This is a genomic window from Betaproteobacteria bacterium (assembly GCA_016713305.1).
In the GTDB taxonomy this organism is placed as follows: Bacteria; Pseudomonadota; Gammaproteobacteria; order Burkholderiales.
Map to the genome: position 1 here is coordinate 604,662 of JADJPK010000005.1, position 19,237 is coordinate 623,898.

Annotated in this window: 16 protein-coding genes and 1 pseudogene; 9 read left to right on the plus strand and 8 right to left on the minus strand. The window is 66.0% G+C overall.

Translation table 11 applies throughout. From position 1 onward, the window contains the following. Positions 1 to 10 precede the first annotated feature (10 nt). From IPK20_07670 to IPK20_07695, 6 genes are all read left to right on the plus strand, one after another. On the plus strand, positions 11 to 2,425 hold the full coding sequence (locus tag IPK20_07670; protein ID MBK8016606.1) for an ABC transporter permease: 2,415 nt from the start codon (positions 11 to 13) through the stop codon (positions 2,423 to 2,425). A gap of 88 nt (positions 2,426 to 2,513) precedes the next feature. Next, positions 2,514 to 3,581 carry a carotenoid 1,2-hydratase gene (locus IPK20_07675; protein MBK8016607.1) on the plus strand — a complete coding sequence of 356 codons (1,068 nt, stop codon included), beginning with the start codon at positions 2,514 to 2,516 and terminating at the stop codon, positions 3,579 to 3,581. A 137-nt stretch (positions 3,582 to 3,718) separates the two neighbouring features. Beyond that, positions 3,719 to 3,868, plus strand: coding sequence for a hypothetical protein (locus IPK20_07680; protein MBK8016608.1), 150 nt, complete (start codon positions 3,719 to 3,721; stop codon positions 3,866 to 3,868). 15 nt (positions 3,869 to 3,883) lie between these two features. Continuing rightward, on the plus strand, positions 3,884 to 4,321 hold the full coding sequence (locus tag IPK20_07685) for a Spy/CpxP family protein refolding chaperone (protein ID MBK8016609.1): 438 nt from the start codon (positions 3,884 to 3,886) through the stop codon (positions 4,319 to 4,321). Between the two features lie 3 nt (positions 4,322 to 4,324). Continuing rightward, positions 4,325 to 5,014 (plus strand): response regulator transcription factor, encoded by a 690-nt coding sequence (locus tag IPK20_07690; protein MBK8016610.1) that lies wholly within the window; start codon positions 4,325 to 4,327, stop codon positions 5,012 to 5,014. A 298-nt stretch (positions 5,015 to 5,312) separates the two neighbouring features. Beyond that, positions 5,313 to 6,590 (plus strand): HAMP domain-containing histidine kinase, encoded by a 1,278-nt coding sequence (locus IPK20_07695; protein ID MBK8016611.1) that lies wholly within the window; start codon positions 5,313 to 5,315, stop codon positions 6,588 to 6,590. A gap of 30 nt (positions 6,591 to 6,620) precedes the next feature. Here the strand turns inward: IPK20_07695 and IPK20_07700 are convergent, their stop codons facing one another. The 3 genes from IPK20_07700 to IPK20_07710 are packed head-to-tail and all read right to left on the minus strand — an operon-like array spanning position 6,621 to position 11,361. After that, complete coding sequence (locus IPK20_07700) at positions 6,621 to 7,604, minus strand: EAL domain-containing protein (GenBank protein MBK8016612.1); 984 nt, start codon at positions 7,602 to 7,604, stop codon at positions 6,621 to 6,623. Beyond that, entirely contained in the window at positions 7,556 to 9,082 is a 1,527-nt protein-coding gene (locus IPK20_07705; protein MBK8016613.1) for a PAS domain S-box protein, read from the minus strand. The genes IPK20_07700 and IPK20_07705 overlap by 49 nt, the downstream gene beginning before the upstream one ends. Continuing rightward, entirely contained in the window at positions 9,079 to 11,361 is a 2,283-nt protein-coding gene (locus tag IPK20_07710; protein MBK8016614.1) for a PAS domain-containing protein, read from the minus strand. Before IPK20_07710 ends, IPK20_07705 begins: the two co-directional genes overlap by 4 nt. 279 nt (positions 11,362 to 11,640) lie before the next feature. On the opposite strand from IPK20_07710, the gene IPK20_07715 reads away from it, so the two are divergent. Next, on the plus strand, positions 11,641 to 12,360 hold the full coding sequence (locus IPK20_07715; protein ID MBK8016615.1) for a class I SAM-dependent methyltransferase: 720 nt from the start codon (positions 11,641 to 11,643) through the stop codon (positions 12,358 to 12,360). A gap of 31 nt (positions 12,361 to 12,391) precedes the next feature. On the opposite strand, the gene IPK20_07720 is transcribed toward IPK20_07715, so the two are convergent. Both IPK20_07720 and IPK20_07725 read right to left on the minus strand, forming a co-directional pair. Further along, a complete protein-coding gene (locus tag IPK20_07720) occupies positions 12,392 to 12,964 on the minus strand; it encodes a hypothetical protein (protein ID MBK8016616.1) in 573 nt (190 codons plus the stop codon). Beyond that, a complete protein-coding gene (locus tag IPK20_07725; GenBank protein ID MBK8016617.1) occupies positions 12,961 to 13,116 on the minus strand; it encodes a hypothetical protein in 156 nt (51 codons plus the stop codon). Before IPK20_07725 ends, IPK20_07720 begins: the two co-directional genes overlap by 4 nt. Before the next feature lie 214 nt (positions 13,117 to 13,330). Here IPK20_07725 and IPK20_07730 point away from each other — a divergent pair. Continuing rightward, positions 13,331 to 14,829: pseudogene (locus IPK20_07730) on the plus strand (M81 family metallopeptidase). A 16-nt stretch (positions 14,830 to 14,845) separates the two neighbouring features. On the opposite strand, the gene IPK20_07735 reads toward IPK20_07730, so the two are convergent. The 3 genes from IPK20_07735 to IPK20_07745 all read right to left on the minus strand — a co-directional run bounded on the left by IPK20_07735 (position 14,846) and on the right by IPK20_07745 (position 18,414). After that, a complete protein-coding gene (locus tag IPK20_07735; GenBank protein MBK8016618.1) occupies positions 14,846 to 16,054 on the minus strand; it encodes a hypothetical protein in 1,209 nt (402 codons plus the stop codon). A gap of 5 nt (positions 16,055 to 16,059) precedes the next feature. Further along, complete coding sequence (locus IPK20_07740) at positions 16,060 to 17,583, minus strand: MBOAT family protein (protein ID MBK8016619.1); 1,524 nt, start codon at positions 17,581 to 17,583, stop codon at positions 16,060 to 16,062. A gap of 291 nt (positions 17,584 to 17,874) precedes the next feature. After that, entirely contained in the window at positions 17,875 to 18,414 is a 540-nt protein-coding gene (locus IPK20_07745; protein MBK8016620.1) for a rhomboid family intramembrane serine protease, read from the minus strand. Positions 18,415 to 18,617: 203 nt separating this feature from the next. On the opposite strand from IPK20_07745, the gene IPK20_07750 reads away from it, so the two are divergent. Beyond that, positions 18,618 to 19,235 carry a glutathione S-transferase N-terminal domain-containing protein gene (locus IPK20_07750; protein MBK8016621.1) on the plus strand — a complete coding sequence of 206 codons (618 nt, stop codon included), beginning with the start codon at positions 18,618 to 18,620 and terminating at the stop codon, positions 19,233 to 19,235. Positions 19,236 to 19,237: the final 2 nt, after the last annotated feature.

Genomic DNA, 19,237 nt, shown 5'->3' on the forward strand with positions numbered 1-19,237 from the left:
CGCAGTCTCGGTGCTGGCGATTGCCATCGGTGTGGCCATGGGGCTCGCGGTGGAACTCGTCAACACGGCTGCCGTTTCCGAACTGGCATCTTCGGCCCGCCGACTGTCGGGCAGCGCCGATGCCGTCGTCCGGGGTCCCCGCTCGGGGTTCGATGAATCGCTCTACCCAGCGATGGCTGTCCTGCCCGGGGTGCGGCTGGCCAGCCCGGTACTGGAGGTGGAAACGACGGTCAGCGGATCCGACGTCCCCCTAAAACTCCAGGGTGTGGACGTGTTCCGCGCCGCGCTCCTGGGTTCCGGCCCGGCGGGCCCGGTTTCCGACGGCCTCGATCTTCTCCGTTCCGATGTCGTTCTGCTCACGCATGCCGCGGCCGCGTCGCTGGATCTGAAGCCAGGGGATACGATGACCGTCCAAACGGGCGAAGGGCCCAGAGTGCTGCGCGTCGGAGGATATGCCGGCGCCCAGGCGAGCGGCACCGCCGCGGCGTTCATGGACATCGGTGCCGCCCAGTCGCTGTTCCATCGGCACGGCAGGATCACCCGGATCGACATCTCGATCGATCCGGCCCTCGACCGCGACCGGTTCCTGGAGGGCCTCGACCTCCCGGCGGGTGTCGTCGCGCAGCCGACGGATGGATCGGACCGGACTTCGATCGACCTCACCCGTGCCTACAGGATCAACCTGGACGTGCTCGCTCTGGTCGCCCTGTTCGCGGGTGCTCTGCTGGTGTTCTCCACCCAGGCGCTTTCCGTGGCAAGAAGGCGCTCGCAACTCGCATTGCTCCGCGTGGTCGGCATGACGAGGCCACAGATCCGGGTGATGGTTCTGGCCGAAGGCGCCTGCATCGGAGCGGCGGGAACCGCCGCGGGACTGTTCGGTGGCGCCGGCCTGGCCGCCCTTGTCCTGCACTACGTGGGCGCGGATCTGGGTGCGGGTTTCTTCGCGGGTACCCGTCCTGAACTGCAGATCGACGCTGCGAGAGTGGCGCTGTTCGGCCTGGTGGGGCTCGCTGCGGCCGTTGCAGGAAGCGCTGCCCCCGCCATCGAAGCCGCCGCTGCCGATCCGGCCCCGGCGCTGAAGAGCGGCGACGATTCGCGGGCGTACTCCCGGATGCCGCCCGTGTGGCCGGGCCTGGCGTGCTGGGCAGCGGCAACGCTTGCGGTACGGCAGGGTCCGGTGGGAGGACTGCCCCTGTTCGGTTATGGCGCCATGGCACTCATGCTCGCGGGAACGCTGCTTCTTCTGCCTCACATCGTCGTGATCGTCGCTGGGTGCATGCCGCGGCGCATGCCCGTGGCCGCAATGCTCGCCGTGGAGAGACTCAAGGCCTATCCCATGCGCGCTGCGGCTGGACTGGCCGCGATCGTGGCAGCGGTGGGACTGATGGTGGCCATGGCGATCATGGTGACTTCGTTCCGCGATTCGCTGGATCGTTGGCTCGGCGCCGCCCTGCCGGCGGACGTGTATGTGCGTGGCTCCGGCAGAGGGGACTCGACACTTCTGTCTCCGGCGGCGCAAGCGCGGTTGCGGAACATGCCGGGTGTGCGGCGTGCGGAATTCCAGCGCTGGGACCATCTGCAGCTGAACGGGGGCGCGGCCCGCGTGACATTGCTCGCCCGTGACGGTGCGGCCGAGAACGCGGATCGCAGACTGCCCCTCACCGAGCGCGGCAACGAATCGTCGGATGCGCCGCGGGCATGGGTGAACGAGGCGGCCGCAGCGCAGTTCGGCTGGCGGCCGGGCCAGGACATCGAAATTCCTCTGTCCGGAAGGAACCACCGCTTCATCGTGGCTGGCGTATGGCGCGACTACGCGCGCCAGAACGGCGCCATTCTCATCGATCGCCACCTTTTCGTCACCCTCACGGGAGATGTCCAGGCGAACGATGCGGCCCTGTGGCTCGGGTTGCCGCAGGATCTCGTCCAAGTCCGCGACGAACTCGAACGACTGCTTCCCGGCGCGGAGGTCGCGACGTTCGACGAGGTGCGTGCCGTATCCCTGCAGACCTTCGATCGCACGTTCGCCATCACCTACGCGCTGGAAGCCGTGGCCATCGGCATCGGCCTGCTCGGCCTGTCCAGCGCGATCGGCGGCGAGGTGCTGGGTCGCCGCCGCGAGTTCGGCATGCTTAGCCACCTGGGTGTCCTGCGGCGTGACATCGGCCGCGTCCTGGCGGCCGAAGGCTTCCTCATGGGATTCATCGGGCTCCTCATCGGATCGCTGCTTGGCTTCGCCATGAGCCTCGTCCTGATTCATGTGGTGAATCCGCAATCGTTCCACTGGAGCATGGAGCTGAGCGTGCCGTGGCTGGGACTGGGGGCCTTCCAGGCAGCCATGCTCGCCCACGCCACGGCCACGGCCGTGGCGAGCGGCCGCCAGGCACTGGGCACGGATGCGGTACGGGCCGTGCGTGAAGACTTGTGAATTCGTGACGGGCGGCACTGTAAGGCCATGGTCGCGAGGCGGGATCGACCCGAAGCCGTCGTTGTCCGACGGGTCGAGTCCGCCGGAGATGCGGCGAAGACAGACCCTGCTTCTGCCTCTGATTCTCCTCGGGCCGCGAACCGCCTGGGCGGTTCGGTACGAGCGTGTGGTTCCCGGCCGGCGTTTCGAGTTTCCCCGCGACCACGGTGCTCATCCCGGCTTCCGCACCGAATGGTGGTACGTCACCGGAATTGTCCGGACCACCGGCGGACACGAGTCGGGATTCCAGGTCACCTTCTTCCGCAACCGCCCGGGGTTGCAGGAAGACAATCCGAGCCGGTTCGCGCCGACTCAGCTGCTGTTCGCACATGCAGCGATTGCAGACCCGCTTCGCGGCAAGCTGCGGCACGACCAGCGGGCCGCCAGAGCGGGCTTCGGGCTTGCGGAGGCATCCACCGCCACGACCGCCGTTCACATCGACGACTGGATGCTGGAGCTCCAGGATGACGACTATCGGGCCCGCATCCGCGCTCGCGATTTCGAGCTGGACCTGCGCCTCCGTGCGGCGGGCGGCCCGGTTCTCCAGGGCGAGAACGGATACAGCCGCAAGGGCGCGCTCGCTGCGCAGGCCAGCTACTACTACAGCCGGCCCCGGCTGGAGGTCCGTGGGACCCTCCGCACCGGCGGCAGTCCCGACGCCGTGACGGGCCGCGCGTGGCTGGATCACGAATGGTCCAGCGAGATCCTCGGCGAGAACGCGGCGGGGTGGGACTGGATCGGGGTCCGGCTCGACGATGGATCGGCGCTGATGGCCTTCCGCATCCGCGGCAAGGACGGCAGGACGATCTGGTCCGGAGGAAATCACCACTTCGCGGACGGGACCGTGCGCGTCTTCGGGCCGGCGGATGTCGTTTTCGAGCCGTTGCGCGAATGGACGAGTCCTCGGACCGGTACGCGGTATCCGGTGGAATGGCGCATCGCCTTGCCGACCGTGAGTCTCCAATTGAAGCCGTGGATGGACGATCAGGAACTCGATTCGCGGGCAAGCGTGGGCACGGTGTACTGGGAAGGTGCCGTGCGGGTGTGGCGGGATGGGGTGGAGGCGGGAGAAGGGTATCTGGAGCTCACCGGATACTGGCGGCCCATGCGTCTCTGAGCATCCTGCACGGAACGCTGTCCTGCGGCGCTTCACGAAACTTTACCCTGGGCACACAGACGGGAAACGGGGCCCGTCGAAGATGGAATCCATGCAGTCGGCAACGGCTGCACCTGACCATCGACAAGGAGATTGCCATGACCGACGATCGTTCACCCGATCCTTCCAGCCACCCGCAGCCCCGTTCCAGGCGCCGTCTCTTCGCCGGCCTGCTGACGGGCGGAATCCTGGGAGGCATGATGGCAGCCAGCGCGGCTGTGTTCGCGCACGGGCACGACGGTGCCTGATGGGGCGGCAGGTGCATGCACCGGATGCACGGTGCGGCGTCACCCGAAGCGATGAAGGAGCGCATGGCCGCAGGGGTGGATCGCGCATTGTCCCGCGTGAATGCCACAGACGAGCAGCGCGTGAAGGTCAAGACGATCATGAAGGAAGGCATGGCCGACATTGTCAGCATGCGCGAGACACACGTGGCCAACCGGGAGACGATGTTGCTGAGTCTTGCAGGCGAGACGGTGGATCGGGATCGGCTGGAGGCTGCACGGCGATCCGAGATCGAGATCGCCGAGAGAGCGTCGGTCCGCATGGCACGCATGCTTGCGGACGCCGCCGAAGTCCTGACGCCGGAGCAGCGCAGATCGCTCGTCGACGTCCTCCGGAGGATGCGGGGTCCACTGGGTTTCGGTCCGGGAATTCCGCCGGACCCGCACGACGGCCGGCATGACCCCGGACGTTCCTGATTCATGCACGAACGGTTGCTGATCGTCGAGGACGACGCGGCGCTCGCTGCGATGGTGGCGGAGTATCTGGGGACCGCCGGATACGCCGTCACCCATGCAAGCACCGGTGCGGAGGGGCTGCGCCAGGCGGCCGCCGGCACCTTCGATCTCGTCATTCTCGACGTGATGCTTCCCGACATCGACGGATTCGACGTATGCCGGTCGCTACGGTCGAGGTCGCAGGTGCCGGTACTCATGCTCACGGCGCGGGGAGATCCGGCGGACCGCATCGTCGGACTGGAACTCGGCGCTGACGACTACCTGCCCAAGCCCTTCGAACCGCGCGAGCTTCTCGCCCGCATCCGGGCGGTGATGCGCCGTGGCCGTCCGGTTCCGGCGGCGAGCGAGAGTCTGCGTTTCGGGCGTCTGGAAGTCGACCGAGATACGCGGACCGTACACATCGACGGAGAGGAGCGCTTCCTCACGAGCCACCAGTTCGAACTGCTCTGGATCCTGGCGACGCACGCGGGCCGCGTGATGTCGCGCGATGCCCTGATGGACCAGTTGAAGGGACATGTGACGGAAGCGTTCGACCGGAGCCTCGACGTGCACGTGTCGCGGATCCGCTCGGCCATAGAAGACGATCCGAAGAATCCGCGCCGGATACTGACCGTTCGCGGCGCGGGATACGTCTTCACGCGGACGCAGGACTGACACGGGTGCGCTTCGCCATCGTGCCGGATCCGGCGCCGATCGGCCGGCTGCCCGAGTCGGGTCGATCCGTCCATGACGTGCGGGGTGCCCGGACCGAGACGCGGGCGGTGATCCGCGAGACGGTGCGACCAGACGTGCCAGTCGTACGAACGGGGCTTCCATGTCGCCTTTGGCTTCGGCCTTGCCATCGCCCGTTTCCGACTGCCGCGGGATCGGCACACCTGGATCTGTCCTGTCCCGGGATCCTGCGACCTGCGACCGAACCGAAGTGATACCGCTCCACGGACACCGCTGAACCATGTCGCGACTCTATCTGCAGATCTGGCTCGCCCTCCTGGGCATCCTCGCACTCTTCGCGGCTCTGGTGGCGGTAGCCTGGTGGATGCTGCCGAACGAAGAGGATGCGCCGAGATTCGCGGAGGGCGTGTCTGCCCTGGTTGCCGAGGCGCTCGGCCCTGCCCTCACGCCCGATTCGGAGCAGCAGGCCCGTCTCGATCGGATCGGCAAGCACATGCGTGGCGACGTGACGGTGCGTTCGGCCGAGGGGCGCGTCATCGCGGTCAAGGGGGAAGCGCTGCCGTGGCCCGAAGGAGGCGTGCGGTCGAGCGGGGTCGTTCATCGACAGCGGCATGGCCCCGTCTTCGCGCTCAAGCTCGACGACGGCCGGACCGTGTTCGTCCAGGGGCCCCACCGCCCGCATCCTCACCGACTGCTGTTGCCGCTGCTGTTGCTTCTCGTCACCACTGCGGCCGGCGCGTACTTCGTCGTGCGCCGGCTCACACGGCGGCTGGAGGTGCTGCGCACCCGTGTCGAGGCGCTCGGCCAGGGAGACATGTCGACCCGCGTCGCTGTGGAGGGTCGGGACGAGGTGGCCAGGCTGGCGAGCAGTTTCAACGATACGGCGGAGCGCATCGAGCGTCTCGTCCAGTCGCAGCGCTCACTGCTCGCCAACGTTTCTCACGAGTTGCGCAGCCCGCTCTCACGCATGCGCATGGCCATCGAACTGCTTCGCACGCAGCCGCGCGACGAGTTGTTCGAGCGCATCGCACGCGACATCGCGGAACTGGACCATCTCGTGGGCGATCTGCTGGAATCCGGCCGAATCGAAGCCCGCGGAGCAGTGCCGGACGCGGAGGCGCTCGATCTGCTGGCCGTCGTCGCGGAGGAGGCTGCCGCCCATGGGTTGCAGGCGAAGGGCGTTCCGATTGCCGTGAGGGGCGATCGCCGCGCGATCGGAAGGCTGGTTCGCAATCTGATCGAGAACGCCAAGCGCTATGCGCCCGGACGGGTTCCGGACGTCAGCGTGGGCGAATGGCCGCCGCAAGGGGCGTGTATCGAGGTAGCGGACCGGGGCCCCGGCATTGCCGAGGCGGAGCGGGACAGAATCTTCGAACCCTTCTACCGCGCGGCCGGCACGGTGGAGTCGGGCGAGGGTGTGGGACTGGGACTCGCGCTGGTCCGGCAGATCGCGCGGCTCCATGGCGGCGAAGCGCAGTGCCTGCCTCGTCCCGGGGGAGGGTCCATCTTCAGGGTGACGCTGAAAGGAGCCGTTGCCGAGGGCGGCCGCTCGGCATGAGATGCGGCACGCCGTCGACGTGTCCGGCGCTCACGCAGCGAGCACGTGGCTACTGTTCTCCAGAGCATCGCCCACCCGGCTCATCGGCAGGGGCCGGCTGAACAGGTACCCCTGCATCGTTTCGCAGCCGTGCGAAAGCAAGAACTCGGACTGGCTCTCGGTTTCGACGCCTTCGCCGACCACGTTGAGGCGCATGCTGTGCGCCAGGGCGATGATTGCGCGCACGATCGCCGCATCGTCTCCGTTGCCGGGCGCACCCGCGACGAAGGAGCGGTCGATCTTCAATCCGTGGAGCGGCAACCTGCGCAGGTAGTTGAGGCTGGAATAGCCCGTGCCGAAGTCGTCGATCCATACGCGCACGCCCAGCGCCCCGAGCTGCCGGAGGGTGTCCGCCGCATGATCGACGTCCCGCAGGATGGACGATTCCGTGATCTCCAGATCCAGCGCTGCCGGCGGAAGCCCTGTCTCGTCCAGGATCGACCGGGTCATGGCGAGGAAATCCGGCGCCTGGAACTGCTTCGCGGAGAGATTGACCGCGATGCGCAGTTCGGGTGCGCTCGTGTCCCGCCACTGCTTCGCCTGTCCGCAGGCGGTGCGCAGAACCCATTCGCCGATCGGAACGATCAATCCCGATTCCTCCGCCGTCGACACGAAATCGCCCGGCTCCGCCAGGCGGCCTGTGGCAGTCCGCCAGCGCAGCAAGGCCTCCATGGCGACGAAGCGGCCTCGTTCGACGATCGGCTGATAATGCAGTTCGAACTCTCCCGCGCCCAACGCACGGCGCAGATCGCGCTCCAGCGTGAGGCGCTCCACGGCACGCGTGGTCATCTCCGGCCTGTAGTACTGATAGGTGTTCTTGCCGAGCTCCTTGGCGCGGTACATGGCGTTGTCGGCATTCACGAGCAACGCCTGCACGTTCGCACCATCTTCCGGATACACGCTGATGCCGGCGCTCGCACTCACGCTCAGTTCATGACCGTCGTGATCGACGGGGCAGCGATGGTGCGTATGCACTTCTGCACCACCCTGCCTGCATCCTCCGCGTGGCTGATCTCCGGCAGCACCAGCACGAACTCATCGCCCCCGAGGCGGGCGACGAGGTCGCTGCCCCGCAACTGCGACCGCAGGCGTTCGGAGATCACCCGAAGCAGATGATCGCCCGCATCGTGGCCCAGGGTGTCGTTGACGAGCTTGAAACCGTCCAGGTCGAGAAAGACCACGGCCAGGCGATGACGGTGCCGTTCCGACGAGGAGATGGCGTTCGCAAGCAGTTCGGAGAGCGCATTGCGATTGGGCAGGCCGGTCAGCGGATCGTGGTTGGCCAGATGAGCAAGCTGTGCCTCCGCGTTCTTGCGGGCGGTGATGTCCTGGATCTGGACGATGAAATACAACGGTCTGGCATGGGCGTCCCGCACCGGCGAGACGCTCAGCTGGGTCCAGACCATGGCGCCGTCGCGGCCGGGGAAGCGTTGTTCCACCTGGACAGTCGGCATGCGCCCGTTCCAGATGAGGTGCATGTCTTCCCGCAGACCCGACGCATCTTCCGGATGGCCTGCCGCGAGCAGATTGCCCTGGAGCAGCTGCTCACGCGAATGCCCGAGAATGCGGCTGGCGGATTCGTTCACCTGGAGGAACTGGCCCTGCAGAGAGACGAGCGCCATGCCGATGGCCGCATGCTCGAAGGCGCTGTGGAAACGCTCTTCGCTCTCCCTGAGAGCCTGGTCCGCGTTGCGTCGGTCCGTGATGTCGCGAAAGACCAGGACGGCTCCCATCACGCTTCCATCGTCATCGAGGATCGGTGCTGCGCTGTCGTCCACAGGGACGGTGCGCCCGTCCGGCCGAACGACGATCGCGTCGCGCTCCAGCGTGGCGACCTCACGGGTGCGCAGCGCGGTTTCGACCGGGTCGGCGAGCAGTGCGCCGGAGCGTTCGTCCCGGGGCGCGAAGACCTCCTTCAACGTCAGCCCGATGACGTCATGTCGCGATCGGCCCAGAGTCGATTCGGCGGACGGATTCATGAACCGGATGCACCCGCCTTGGTCGGTGGCGATCACGCCGTCGCCGATGCAATGCAGGGTCTTCTCCAGCCACTGCCGCGATTCGCGAACCTTGCGCTCCATGCGGTGCTTGACCAGCGCCACCTCGATGGCGGCACGCAGCTCATCCGGACGGAAGGGTTTCAGGAGATAGCCGTGTGGCGCGGCTTCGCCGGCACGTTCCACCGTCAGCCGGTCGCTGTGGGCCGTCAGAAAGACCACGGGAACGTCCTGCCTTGACCGCATCTGCGCAGCCGTCTGGATGCCGTCCATCCGCCCCTTGATCACGATGTCCATCAGCACCAGGTCCGGCCGGAGTTCCGAACACTTCTCGATGGCTCGAGCCCCGGAATTGGCGATGCCGACGACGTCGTATCCGAAACTCGTGAGATGGTGCTCGATGTCCAGCGTGATGACGTCTTCGTTTTCCACCACCAGGATGCGTGCCCGGCTCACTTGGACTTGTCCTCGTCGAGAAACGTGATGGTGAAAACGGTTCCGCGCTCGCGCGAGATCTCCAGGGCGCCGGAGAGCTGTTCGGTAAGCGTGGCGACGAGCTTGAGCCCGAGCGACGCACTGCGGGCCATGTCGAGCGCGGCATCCATGCCATTGCCGTCGTCACCGACCGTCAGCACCCACGAGCGCGCATCCGCTCCGGCCCGGAAGCGCACCATCACCGTTCCTCCGGCCCGTCCCTCGAACGCGTGCTTGAAGGCATTGGAGACCAGTTCGTTCACGATGAGGCCGCAGGGGATGGCTGTCTCGATTCCCAAGGGTGCCTCGAGGATGTCGGCGATGATCCGGATGCCTCGAGCATGCGCGTGCCACGACTGGGCCAGATGCTCCACCAGCGTGTGCATGTACTCTCCGAAGTCGACGAGCGCCAGATCGCGCGACCGGTAGAGCTGCTCATGCACCAGCGCCATGGAGCTGACGCGCCGCACGCTGTCATCGATGGCGGCGGAGAAACGAGGGTCCGCCAGAGACCGGCTCTGCATCTGCAGCAGGCTCGCCACCACCTGCAGATTGTTCTTGACCCGGTGATAGATCTCCTTGAGGAGAACCTCCTTCTCCTGCAGGGCGGCCTGCAGGCGATCCTCGGCATTCTTGAGGCCCGACACGTCGGTCGTCACACCGACCAGCAGGCGCGTGCCGTCGCTCAGTTCCACGAGCGACTTGCTGCGCAGGTACCACCTCCTGCGTCCCGCAATCTCGAGTTCGCCGGCGAACACGTGAGTCTGACCCGGTTCTCCGGCGAAGACGCACCGATCCTCGATCTCGCGTTCCGCCCCGTAGGCATCGCCCCGGATCTCCCTGTCGGTTCTGCCGATCAGGCCGGACCGCGGCTTGCCGAGCAGCCGGCAGCAGGCGTCGTTGACCAGGACCCACCTCAGAGCCGCGTCCTTGACGAAAACGGGATGAGGCATCGCATTGATGATGGTTCTGAGATAGAAGCGGCTCGCCTCCAGCTCTCTCAGGAGCTTGTGCGCGGACTGCTCCGCGTGCTTGAGTCCGCTGATGTCCGTGGTGATTCCCACGACGAAGCGCTCGGATTGCGCGGTGCGGACCAGCGCCTTGCTCATGAGGGTCCAACGAACCTCCGCATCGCCATCCATGGATTCCGATTCCTCGACCACCACCGGGCTCGCGGTGGCAAGAACGGATTCGTCCTGATTGCGCGTCCTCGCTGCACGGTCATGGGCAAGAAAATCCTCGTCCCGCGCACCGAGCACGCGGGTGCGGTCGAGTCCGTTCGCGTCGCAGAACGCCGCGTTCACCAGCGTATAGCGACGATCTTCGTTCTTGACGAACAGGGGTTGCGGCACGGCATCGATCAGGCTTTCCAGGAACTGCTCGTGCCGTGCAACGCGCTCCTCGGCACTCTTGCGCTCCGTGATGTCCGTGAGCAGGGTGAGGAGGTAGGCATGGCCATCCGGCAACGTCAGCTGATATTTCGTCTTGATGAACCAGTGGATCTTTCCCGAGGTATCGGCACGCTGATCGTCGAACGTCGTGGGATGCTGCGCGCCGATGCACTGGCGGTCTTCCTCGACATAGCGGGAGGCCATCTCGGGACTGTGCAGCTCGTGGTCGGTATGGCCGATCAGCGCTTCACGGGGTTTCCCGTACCACTCGCAGGCCGCCTTGTTCACAAGCACCCATCGGCCATCCAGGTTCTTGACGACGATGATCTGCGGAATGGTATCGATGAGCTCGACGAGGAAGCGATCGTTGCGATCCGGATCCGGCGACAGGGCGGTTGCGGATCGAGTTCCGGTTGCGTGACGCATCAGGCACATCTGCATGCCGATCTGGGCAGCCAGCGCGCGCAATGCCGAGTAGACGGGTTCGGCATCCGCTCGCTCGGTGACATTTTCGAGAACCAGAGTTCCCGCGACGATGCCACCGACCTGAACGGGGACGCGATCCACTGTTCCGGAATCGGCAAGCGGGCCTGAGTGGTGTTCTGTCCGCGTTGCAGGTTCGGCACGCCGCCGGATGTCCGGTGTCGGGTGCGTGTCCTGGCAAGCCGGCACGGCCACGAGAACACGGGGGTCGTCGGGCTCGCCGCCGATCAGCGTCGCCCGCGAAGCGCCCAGCAGTTCGCGAGCAAGGTCCACCAGTCCCGTCAGCGAGCGGGCCGCGTCGCACTCGGACGCAAGCACCTGCCCGGCCCTGAACAGCACGTCGCTGGCCCTGGCGATTCCGAACATGCTTCCATCGGGACGGTCCACGCTGCGTTTCCTAGAGGGTCTTCGCCGGAGGCACTGCAGATTCCGGCGTGTCACCACGGTGTTATCGGTTCGACTCCCGCCGACTTGAGCTTCCGATACGTCGTGAAGCGCGGGTCCGGCTGCGTGCACGCATATGCGCATCCGGGTATGGCTCCGCGTGGCGCATGGCGGAACACTGCATTCCAGGACGATCGTAAGCCGGTGCCGCGATGCCCGGTCCGGATCTCCGAGTTCGCACCGGAATTGTCCGGGGCGTTCGTCAAGCGACGTGGAGCTGCGATGAAATTCTGTGCATTCGACACGGCCGGTGAAGACGTTCCTCTGCCCGCCATCGATCCTGTTCCTTACGACAGTGCGCTCTCCGATCGTGTTCTCGCGGGCCGGACGATGAGCCTGCTTCGAGGTAACGGACTCGGTCGAGGAATGCGTGTGGCGGACATCGGATGCGGCACGGGGGCTTCCACCTTGCGCCTGGCGGCCGAAGTGGGGGCATCCGGCATGGTGGTCGGTGTCGACGATCAGGAAATGCGCCTGCAGGCAGGCCGGAATGCGGCCGTCAAAGCCGGCCTCGACAATCTCTGGTTCGCCGCCGCATCGGCGTACGACACGGGCCTGCCGCGCGCGTCCTTCCAGTTCGTCTACGCGCGCTGCCTGCTCTCGCGGCTCGCACGGCCTTGGGACGCGCTGGAGGAACTCGTGCAACTGCTCGAACCGGGAGGCACGCTCGTGTGGGACGAGCTGGGTACCGTGCCGTCGGGTCCTGTCACGCTGCCCGGCCGGGTTCGCATCGACGCAGCCCGATGCGATGCCCTCGGACCCGAATCCGATGTCGGGACCCGTCTGTCACGCGCACTCCGTGCGTCCGGCCTTGCACACGTCGGAGTGAGTCATTCGGATGTTCCTGCGGGAAGGGGCGATGGCAGTGGTTTCGGTCTGCGGTGGCCCCGCCGTGTGGCCCTGTGGCAGGTGTGGGGAAGCAGGCGGCATCCGGCCGTCTGACCTTTGGACAACAGGCCCCTTGCAGCGCGGGTCAGTCGAACAGATAGCGCAGGCCCAGTTCCATGTTCCAGTTGTAGACATAGGGAATGCGGTCCCCGAGCAAGGCGAAACCCGGACGGATCCAGACAGCCCAATGCCGGTCGAGGAAACGCCCCAGCTCGGTCTCGATGGTGTACCCCACCCGGCTGCCTCGCTCGTAGTCGATCGTGAACTGATTTTCGATGCCGGTGTAGAACCGGTTGGGCCAGCGGGTGAGTATGAACAGCCGCACCTGGGTGTAGCTGACATGCGCTCTACCGGCCTGTCCGCCGACGGACTCGTAGTGCTGGATGCCCGGGAATATCGTGGACTGCCAGGAGGGGACGTCCCAGGCGGCGAACACGAAGGGTGCAGCCACGTGCTTGCCGTAGCCGATCGCAGGCTCCGTGGCGGTATCGAAGATGAACTCGGACCCGGCGACCACCGCCAGCCCGGGCGTCCTCGCGACGCGCCAGGCGCCCCGCACCAGAAGATCGCCGAAGCCCCGCTGCGTGGATGCAGCCCGGGTGTCAGGATCGTAACGGAGCACCGGAGTCTCGATCCGCACGGAGAACGCCTTGCTCACGGCGTAATCGAGCCGGGGACCAGAAGGTCCCGGTGTCCGCCGTCCTGGGTTTCCTGGTGCTCGACGCGCGTCTCGAAACGCGTCCGGAAGTCGGTGGGATCGAGCCGCTTGAGAAGGTCGGACGGAGTGTCGGCCGCGGACGGACGGGACATGGCGGCAGTCAACAGGGCTGCCAGCAGAGGCGCGCTTCGCATCATTGTTCGTTTCGATGGTCTTCTTTCAGTGCTGAAAGACGGGCACGCACGAGGGATGCCTCGCGTGCGAGGCCGCGATTCTTGCAGAAACGGCCGCCCGTTGCGTCAATGGCAAGGGCGTGCCGCATGCAGGAGATAATGCGCGCGTTTCCACCACGCCATCGGAGCCGGAATGCGCATCGCGGTCGGAGGGTTTCAGCACGAGACGAACACGTTCGCTCCGAGCAAGGCGGACTTCGATGCGTTCGCGCGGGAGGCGGTTGGCCGCCGCTGCTGCAGGCTGACGACGTGTTCGATGGGACGGCAGGTATCAATCTGCCCATCGCGGGGGCGGTCGCGGCGCTGCGCAGGGCAGGTCATGCGCTGGTACCCACGGCGTGGGCAGCGGCCAGTCCCTCGGCGCACGTCACGCGCGATGCCTTCGAGCGGATCGTCTCCCTGATCGTGGAACCGCTGCGCCGTGCCGGCCACGTGGATGGTGTCTATCTGGATCTGCACGGAGCCATGGTCACGGAGCATCTCGACGACGGCGAGGGGGAACTGCTGTCGCGGGTGCGGGCGGTGGTGGGAGATCGGGTACCTCTGGTGGCAAGTCTGGACCTGCATGCGAACGTGACGGCGGCGATGCTTCGCCACGCGGATGCGCTGGTCGCGTACAGGACTTATCCGCACGTTGACATGGCGGAGACCGGTGAACGCGCAGCAGCGCTGCTGCAGCGCCGGCTGGACGGGGAGCGCCGTCCCGTCGTGGCAGCGCGCCGGGTGCCTTTCCTGATTCCCCTGGGATCGCAATGCACGATGATGGATCCCATGGCTTCGGTGTACGCAAGCCTGCCCCGTCTGGAGAACCGGCACGTGACCAGCGTCTCCTTCGCGTCGGGATTTCCCGCGGCGGATTTTCCGGAGTGCGGTCCGGTGGTGCTGGCCTGGGGCGATGAGGGCGAGGCGGTCGCGCGTGCGGCCGATGCCATGCTGCAGCAGGTGGCCGAGCGCGAGCCGCTCTTCGAAGTGGACGTCCTTTCTCCCGAAGACGGCGTGCGGCAGGCGATGGCCATTGCTTCGCACGCGTCGCGGCCCGTCGTCATCGCGGACACTCAGGACAATCCGGGTGCCGGTGGAAACTCGGACACGACCGGAATGCTCCGCGCGCTCGTGGCCGCCAACGCGCAGCGGGCCTCCCTGGGCCTGATCGCCGATCCGGAATGCGCTCGCGCCGCGCACGCGGCCGGAGAGGGCGCCGTCATGGAAATCGGTCTCGGAGGAAAGTCGCGCATTCCCGGAGACTCGCCATTCTTCGGGCGATTCGCGGTCGAGAGGCTGTCCGACGGCCGCTTCACCTGCACCGGCCCTTTCTACCGGGGAGCACGCATGAACATCGGCCCCTCCGCGTGCCTGCGCATCGGCGGCGTCCGGGTGATCGTGTCGTGCGAGAAGCCGCAACTCGCGGATCAGGAGATGTATCGTTTCATCGGCATCGAGCCGACACGCGAAGCGATCCTGGTGAACAAGAGCTCGGTGCATTTCCGCGCGGATTTCGCACCGATCGCCGAACGGATCCTGGTGTGCAAGGCGCCAGGGCCGATGCTGGCCGACCCGGGAGACCTTCCGTGGCAGCGCCTCGCACGGGGGATGCGCGTAAGCCCCATGGGCACCCCCTTCCAGCACGGTTGATCATCACGAGCCGGGGTTACTTCCGCGGAGGAACGCCCTCTGCCGCCCAGCGGCGGGCGGTCTCCACGTCGTGGGGATTCCGAGCGAGGTAACGGGCCTGCTCGGCGCGGATGGCGGCATTGACGGCGTCGACGGTGTCTTCCCGGAGTTCGCGCCCGAAATCCTCGGGTCCTCGAGCGTCCGCCCACAGCAGTTTCCCGAGGATCATGGCGCCGACCGAGGACTTGAAGTGGGACGCTTCCCAGTAGTGCTCGAGGCTCGTCTTGGGCGAGAGATTGACGAGCGGTTCCGTCGTGACGCTGTTGTAGCCGGAGAAGTCGACCACCCTCAGGTCGCAGGTCTTCCCATAGCGCGAAGCGAAACGGGCCAGATCCTCCTTCCAGATTTCCTGGCGGCGCCATTCGCCGTTGAGACGAACGGCGTCCTCAGCCAGTGCATGCACCGGACTCACGAAAACCCTCACGACGATTCCTCTCTCACACGCCTGTCTCAGGACGTCGTCGAGGCGCCGCATGGCCGCGCTCACCCTCGCCGCGGACGGCGGTGCCCGGAAGGCCAGCGCGACCTTGATCTGGAACGCGTGCACGAACATGCCCCGCGCCAACGTGATCCGCTCGATGAAGTGATCGGTGCTCTGCCCCAGGTGCGAGGTGCGCTGGCCGGGCGGTTCGTCCGGATCGTAGCCCTGATGGGCGAAATGGGCCTGCACGGACCGCAGGGTGTGCCGTGTCTGGCTGAGGGACAGCGCTTCGCGCACGTCGGCGAAGATGCGGCGTACGCGGTACTCGGCACGGGAGCCCGATATGAGACCCGGATCCAGCCCGGAATCGCCCGCATCGTCGTGGAAGAGTGGAAACTCCAGCCCCATGACGAGGACCTTCGGAGTGCCCGTGGACATCGCGTGCTGAGCCATGCGCGCGAACTCGCCGAACGTGGCTCCGGCCAGGGCCGCGTTGTAGACGCTCTCGTTGCGGACCAGCGCAGGATCCGGCGGCATGCCGATCACCACGCGTGATGACCCGAAGTAGAGGACTTCGGGATTGCGGTGATAGAGATAGTGCAGCTTCGAGTGTCCCGAATGGTGCGTCGATCTTGGCAGCAGACCGTTCTCGTCAGGCAGGCTGTGGCTCGATTCGGGATCGATCACGTAGTTCGTCAAGCCCACCAGCAGCAGAATCGGGACGGTGAACCACGCAAGCCAGCGAAGATAGTTCCTTGCATCCATGGCGGTCAGAACTGGAAGTAGAGGAATTCGCTGGCGTTGTTGAGGCTGAGGACGCACGCCACCAGGGTGATGCCGACGGCTGCACTCCACAGCGGCGAGGGTCGCCAATCGATGCGCGATGATGCAGAAGGACGCAATTCGTCGGGTGCCGCGTCCCGAACGATCTGCTGAGTATTCGGAGCGAAGAGAGCGATCCCGGTCGCGACCATGAGCAGGGGAACAGCGACAGAACCGAAATCGATCCACTGTATGCCGTCGAACCGGACGTGCAGGCCGCTCTGAGCCAGCCACTGCAGCTTCGGCGCAGCCCAACCCGGAAGGCCGATGCCGTTCAGGCCCGCCATGCCCTTCAGTACGTCCACCGCAGTGGCCATGTCGGGCGCCCGGAAGAACACCCAGGCAACCAGAACGGCCAGCAGCGTGACGGCACGGGCGAGAACGGTGCCGGGAATTCCGAAGGACCTGCCGAGTCCCAGCAGGGGCCTCACGTACTGCCACCCGTGATTCACCACGAGATAGGCGCCATGCAGCGCGCCCCAGACCACGAACGTCCACCCCGCGCCGTGCCACAGGCCGCCCAGCACCATGGTGATCATGAGGTTGCGGTACCGGCTGAGACCGCCGCGCCGGTTTCCTCCGAGCGGGATATACAGGTAGTCGCGCAGGAAGCGCGAGAGCGTCATGTGCCAGCGGCGCCAGAATTCGACGATGTTGTCCGATCGATAGGGTGAGTTGAAATTGAGGGGCAGCCGGACGCCGAAGAGGCGGGACAGGCCGATGGCCATATCGGAGTACCCGGAGAAATCGAAGTAGAGCTGCAGGGCGTACGCGACGCTGCCGATCCAGGCTTCCACGAGAGGTGGGTGGGCGCCTGCGGCGAAGACCGGATTGGCAAGCGGGGCCACGTTGTCCGCGATCAGCACCTTCTTGGCGAGGCCGATGGTGAAGACAGTGAGACCGACCGCGAAATTTTCCGCACGTGGCCGGTAGTTCGCGACGTTCGCGAACTGCGGCATCATCTCCTTGTGATGCAGCACCGGTCCCGCGATGAGATGAGGGAAGTAAGTGACGAACAGCAGGTAGTGGGTGAACCGGTACTCGCGCACCTTGCCCTGGCTCGTGTCCACGAGAAAGGCGATCTGGGTGAAGGTGAAGAACGAGATGCCGATGGGCAGGACGATGTCCAGCGAGACCGGCTCCCGGCCTGCCAGCTGTGCGAGGCTCGAGGCGAAGAAGCCCGCGTACTTGAAGTAACCCAGCAGCACCAGGTTCGCCACCACCGCGAACGTCAGAAGGACCTTGCGTCGGCCGGCACCGCTGGTTCCGATGGCGTGTCCTGCGCCGAAGTTGAACAGGATGGACAGGAGCAGAAGGGGAACGTACCGGTAGTCCCAGATTCCGTAGAAAGCCACGGATGCGACCGCGAGCCACGCCGCCGCAAGGCTGGGTGACCGTCGTCCGAGCACAAAGAAGCCCAGCGCCGTCAGCGGCAGATAGCCGAAGATGAATGCGAACGAGTTGAACAGCATGCGTCGTGAGTCGGGCCGCGATTGTTCTGGTGTCTGACCGAAAGCCCCGGGCCTCTCATGCGGGCGCCGGTACCTTGCGGTCCGGCCACCCGAAAGTCACCGTGAACGATGCGGTCTTCGTCCGGGTCCGTGGCAAAGCCACGGCATCAGGCAAGATGAGTGCCTCATTCGGTTGTGACGATCAACCGCGAATCCTCCCCACGGCGCGAACGCCGGCACGGCCTGTCTCGTGGGGGGCTGCCGCGGCCGGCGCGCGAGCGCCCCCAGGGCGCTGCCACCGTGGCGCAGGCCTCATCCGAACGGCCAACGCCGACGCCAGTACTGAAGGAGGAAGAATCCTCCGACCAATCCGCCCAGGTGGGCGAAATGGGCAACACCCGATTGGGTTCCGGTGACCCCCAGCACCAGCTCCACCAGGCCGTACAGCGTCACGAATGTGCGTGCCTGCATCGGAATCGGCGGAAACAGGAGCAGCAGCTTGCGACGGGGAAACAACATGCCGTAGGCGAGCAGCAGTCCGAACACCCCGCCGGAGGCGCCCACCGTCGGAAACGGCGGCTGATCCATGATCGCGACGACGATGATCTGGGCCATCGCTGCCGTCACGACGCAGACGAGGTAGTACTGAAGGTAGCGAGCGGACCCGAAAGCCGTCTCCACGTCCCTCCCCAGCATCCAGAAGCCCAGCATGTTGAACAGCAGATGGGTCAGGTTGCCGTGGAGAAAGGCATACGTGAGAGGCTGCCAGATCTGGAATGGCACCTCACCGGCCGGCGCCGACGAGATGGGAGGCCACAACGCGAACATCGTCATGAACCAGGGGCCCAGCATCTGCTGCAGGGCAAAGCCGATGATGTTCAGACCGATGAGAGCCTGGGTGGTCGGGGGCAAGGGAATGTCCGCGGGCGATGAGACGGACGAATGATACTTGGCTCACGACGACCGGGAGGCCCGAATGGCGGCGGAAGCGGGGCAGGGCGTCCCGTGGTCGGCTCGTGTACTCTTGCCTCTTTCCGCACAACCGGAGGAAGCACGTGATCGATCTTTACTTTGCGCCGACCGCGAATGGACAACGGGCTTCCTTGGCGCTGGAAGAATGCGGTCTTGCGTATCGGCTGCACAGGGTCGACTTGACGAAGGGACAGCAGCGTACCGCCGAATACCTGGCCATCAACCCGGCCGGACAGATCCCCGCCATCGTCGATCCGGACGGACCGGACGGAAAGCCGTTCGTTCTGACTCAGTCGTGCGCGATCATTCTCTATGCCGCCGAGAGGGCCGGTCGCTTTCTCCCTGCCGCACGCGCGCGCAGGATGGTGGCGATGCAGTGGATGCTGCAACTGGCGAGCGACGTGGCCGGAACCAGCGGCACCATCTTCCGTCTGGAGAACACCGCGCCCGAGAAGAGCGCCGCCAATGCCGACTATTTCAAGCAGCGCCTGCTCACGTTCTTCGGCGATTGCGACCGGCAGTTGGAGGGCAGGGAGTTTCTCGCAGGAGAGATCTCCGTCGCCGATCTCGCGCTCTATCCCAACTACGCGGCCCGCAAGCCGCTCATCGATGCGGCAGGGGGCTTTGCCAACCTGCATCGTTGGGGAACCGCCATGGCTGCGCGTCCGGGCGTGCAGAAGGGAATGTCCCCCGCAGGCTGAGG

Coding starts and splice junctions, on each gene's coding strand:
- IPK20_07675 (MBK8016607.1), top strand. CDS start 2,514: ATGCGGCGAAGACAGACCCTGCTTCTGCCTCTGATTCTCCTCGGGCCG.
- IPK20_07680 (MBK8016608.1), top strand. CDS start 3,719: ATGACCGACGATCGTTCACCCGATCCTTCCAGCCACCCGCAGCCCCGT.
- IPK20_07685 (MBK8016609.1), top strand. CDS start 3,884: ATGCACCGGATGCACGGTGCGGCGTCACCCGAAGCGATGAAGGAGCGC.
- IPK20_07690 (MBK8016610.1), top strand. CDS start 4,325: ATGCACGAACGGTTGCTGATCGTCGAGGACGACGCGGCGCTCGCTGCG.
- IPK20_07695 (MBK8016611.1), top strand. CDS start 5,313: ATGTCGCGACTCTATCTGCAGATCTGGCTCGCCCTCCTGGGCATCCTC.
- IPK20_07715 (MBK8016615.1), top strand. CDS start 11,641: ATGAAATTCTGTGCATTCGACACGGCCGGTGAAGACGTTCCTCTGCCC.
- IPK20_07725 (MBK8016617.1), bottom strand. CDS start 13,116: ATGTCCCGTCCGTCCGCGGCCGACACTCCGTCCGACCTTCTCAAGCGG.
- IPK20_07735 (MBK8016618.1), bottom strand. CDS start 16,054: ATGGATGCAAGGAACTATCTTCGCTGGCTTGCGTGGTTCACCGTCCCG.
- IPK20_07740 (MBK8016619.1), bottom strand. CDS start 17,583: ATGCTGTTCAACTCGTTCGCATTCATCTTCGGCTATCTGCCGCTGACG.
- IPK20_07745 (MBK8016620.1), bottom strand. CDS start 18,414: ATGCTGGGCCCCTGGTTCATGACGATGTTCGCGTTGTGGCCTCCCATC.